Here is a 3,776-nt window from a genome sequence, read left to right on the forward strand (position 1 = left end):
TCTTCTTGTCAATACCTTTTTTCATCTTTTTTTACTTTTCTTGTTTTTAAGTTTATGCTTTTTTAGTTTAAAGCAGCGAAAAAGGATTCCAAATGTTAGCAGAATCCTCATTTTTCTTTTATTTCGCAACAATATTCACCAATTTAGGTAGCTCCAACAGCTTGAAACGTTATTGAAGGTTGCAGATAAGGCTAACAGAACCTATTACTTGACAACAATATTAACAAGTTTGTTAGGGACTACAATCACCTTAACCACTTGTTTTTCAGCGATTTCAGACTGGATTTTTTCATTGGCAAAGGCAAGCTTTTCAAGCTCTTCACGGCTTGAGTCTTTTGCGACCACAAGTTTTGCACGAACCTTGCCCTTGATTTGCACGACAATTTCAACCTCATCTTCAACGAGTTTTGCTTCATCCCATGTTGGCCAAGGAACGTATGAAATTGATTCACCTGATTGTGTCAATGTTTGCCACAATTCTTCAGAAAGGTGTGGTGCAAATGGTGCTAACAATTGTACAAAGCCTTTAGCGTAGCCAACAAAGAGTTTGTCTTCTTTATTGGCAGCGTTGACAAATACCATCAATTGAGCAATGGCTGTGTTAAACTTGAGTTCCTCAAGCTGCTCGGTCACTGCCTTGACTGTCTGGTTGTAGACTTTATCAAGTGCGCCACTGTTTTCTACAACAATTTCTTTTGTTGTCAACAAGCGATAGACACGGTCAAGAAATTTGCGTGAGCCTTCAAGGCCTTCTTCAGACCAAGCGATAGAAGCATCAAGCGGTCCCATGAACATCTCGTACACGCGCAGCGTATCCGCTCCGTAACGTTCAACCACATCATCAGGATTCACAACATTTTTAAGTGATTTAGACATTTTCGCCGGAGCTTGCTCCAGTTCTTCTCCAGTTTCGATATGGAAGAATGAACCGTCACGTTTTTCAACCTTGTCACTGGCAATCAGTGCTCCGCGGCTATCACGATAGCTGGTCCCCAAAATCATCCCTTGGTTAAAGAGCTTTTGGAATGGTTCTTTGGTTGGAACGGCACCTAAATCATAAAGGAATTTGTGCCAGAAACGAGCATAAAGAAGGTGAAGCACTGCATGTTCTGCACCACCAATGTAAATGTCAACCGGCAGCCAAGCCTTGAGTAATTCTTCATCAGCTAATTTTTCATCGTTGTGTGGGTCGATATAGCGAAGATAATACCAGCTAGAGCCTGCCCATTGTGGCATTGTGTTTGTTTCACGGCGACCTTTCATCCCATCTTCACGCGTCACTTCCAGCCAATCGGTCAAGTTAGCAAGTGGGCTTTCACCTGTACCTGAAGGTTTGATGTCTTTGGTTACTGGCAATACAAGCGGCAATTGCTCTTCTGGAACAGCTGTTGTTGTGCCGTCTTCCCAGTGGATGATTGGGATTGGTTCACCCCAATAACGCTGACGGCTGAAGAGCCAGTCACGCAGACGGTAAGTTACTTTTTTGTTTCCGACACCTTCTGCTTCCAGCCAGTCAACCATTTTATCGATAGCTTGTGCCTTATCAAGGCCGTCTAAGAAGCCAGAATTGATGTGAAGGCCGTCTTCTGTGTATGCTTCTTCCTCAACATTTCCACCTTCAAGAACGGGGATGATTTCCAAATGAAATTGCTTAGCAAATTCCCAGTCACGTGTATCGTGGGCAGGAACCGCCATAATCGCACCAGTCCCGTAGCTGACCAGAACGTAGTCGGCAATCCAGATTGGAATTTCTTTACCATTTACTGGGTTAATGGCATAGCTACCAGTCCAGACACCTGTTTTTTCTTTAGCAAGGTCTGTACGAGCAAGGTCAGATTTAAGGCTTGCTTGGTGTTTATAATCCGCAACAGCCTGCGCTTGATCTTGCGTTGTAATCACCTCAACAAGCGGATGTTCAGGAGCCAAAACAGCATAGGTTGCACCAAATAATGTATCTGGACGAGTAGTAAATACTGTGAAATCTTTATCAGTATCTTTGATTTTAAAGGTCACATTGGCACCAGTTGATTTACCAATCCAGTTACGCTGCATATCTTTGATAGATTCAGGCCAATCAAGGTCTTCTAAATCTTCCAGCAAACGTTCAGCGTAAGCTGTGATTTTCAGCATCCATTGGCGCATGGGTTTGCGGACAACTGGGTAACCACCACGTTCAGATGTTCCGTCAGGAAGTACTTCTTCGTTAGCGATGGCTGTACCTAGTTCTTCAACCCAGTTAACTGGCACTTCCGCTTCATAGGCCAAGCCCTTTTCGTAAAGCTTGGTGAAGATCCATTGCGTCCACTTGTAGTAGTTTGGATCTGTAGTATTTACTTCACGATCCCAGTCGTAAGAGAAGCCAAGCGCATTGATTTGGCGTTTGAAGTTGGCAATATTTTCTGCCGTAAACTCAGCTGGGTCATTACCTGTATCCATTGCGTATTGCTCGGCAGGCAGCCCAAAGGCATCCCAGCCCATTGGGTGAAGAACGTTGTAGCCTTGCGCACGTTTGAAACGACTAAGAATATCAGTCGCCGTGTAGCCTTCTGGGTGTCCTACGTGAAGACCAGCACCAGACGGGTAAGGGAACATATCCAACGCATAAAAATTTGGTTTGTCAGCGTCTGTTCCTGTTTTAAACGTATGATTTTCCGCCCAATAATTTTGCCATTTTTTTTCAATTGATTTGTGATTATAAAAAGTCATTGATTCACTCCAATTTTGTGATGTTATTATTATACCATTTTTAGGCGATTTTAAAAGGCATAATTAAGGAAAGTCTGTTTCTATATTCTCAAACACAAAAAAACAGCTAGTCATTCGGTACTGCACCCCAATAATGGGATAGAAGAAAAACACTTTTTAGGCGACCAGATTTCTGCAATCCACAGGAGACTGGTCGTTTCATCTCTGTTGAATTCTAGTTTCATTATAAAATATGATGTAAGATTAACAATATCTGTTCTACTATCTTTGGTTAAGTTTCTCCAGTTATGGAGATAGAAGGTTTCAGACTTTAGGACAGAATGAAACCATTCGATACAGGCATTATCTGCTGGTGTTCCCTTACGGGACATAGAGCGGGTGATGCCTTTTTCTGTGCAAGCCTGGTAATAAGCTTTTGAGGTGTAGACAGAGCCCTGATCGCTATGCAAGAGCGCTCCTTGAGACACATTCAGTTAGTTCAAAGTATCCAACACCAAGTCCGTATCTTGGCAATCTGAGATGGTATAAGCCACAATCTCACGATTATAGAGATCCATGATAGAGGACAGGTAGAGTTTACAGTTTCCAAAGTAGAGGTAGGTCATGTCTGTGACAAGGTTATCCCTCTTCTTGAGCAATCGGGTGATGGTACGGTAGCCGTAGATAAACTGATTTCCCATACAGATTAGCTCTATTTTTTCTACCACCTCGTCCCTTTTTTTAGGCTTCTCACCTTCTACTTTCCAACGGTAGAAAGTGGATCGTTTGATCCCAAAACAGTCCAGAATGACTGAGACAGGGTAGACTTTCTTGTATTCTTCCACCAGCTTGATAAGACTTACTTTGTCGATGACCTTACCAAGCTCCGATACTTTTTTAGCAATTCCACCTGTAGGCGTAGTTGTTCCGCTTCGGATAGCTGTTCCATTCCTTTACCGTAGGTATATTGTTCCCCCACAGGTTGGTGGAAGCGGTGCAGTTCACCATTTCGATACCATCGCCACCAGATTTTGACCTGACTAACATTTTTTATGCTCAGAGTCTCCATGATAACCTTATTGGACTTACCT

1 protein-coding gene and 1 pseudogene are annotated in these 3,776 nt (G+C 42.9%); both read right to left on the reverse strand.

What is annotated here, in order from left to right; genetic code table 11:
* Positions 1–204: 204 nt before the first annotated feature.
* Entirely contained in the window at positions 205–2,706 is a 2,502-nt protein-coding gene (gene leuS, locus HMPREF2876_RS08525; RefSeq protein WP_024052645.1) for a leucine--tRNA ligase, read from the reverse strand.
* A 198-nt stretch (positions 2,707–2,904) separates the two neighbouring features.
* Positions 2,905–3,776 (reverse strand): annotated as a pseudogene (locus HMPREF2876_RS10340) (IS3 family transposase); the annotation flags it as partial.

The organism is Streptococcus sp. HMSC073A12 (assembly GCF_001812815.1).
GTDB lineage: Bacteria > Bacillota > Bacilli > Lactobacillales > Streptococcaceae > Streptococcus > Streptococcus vaginalis.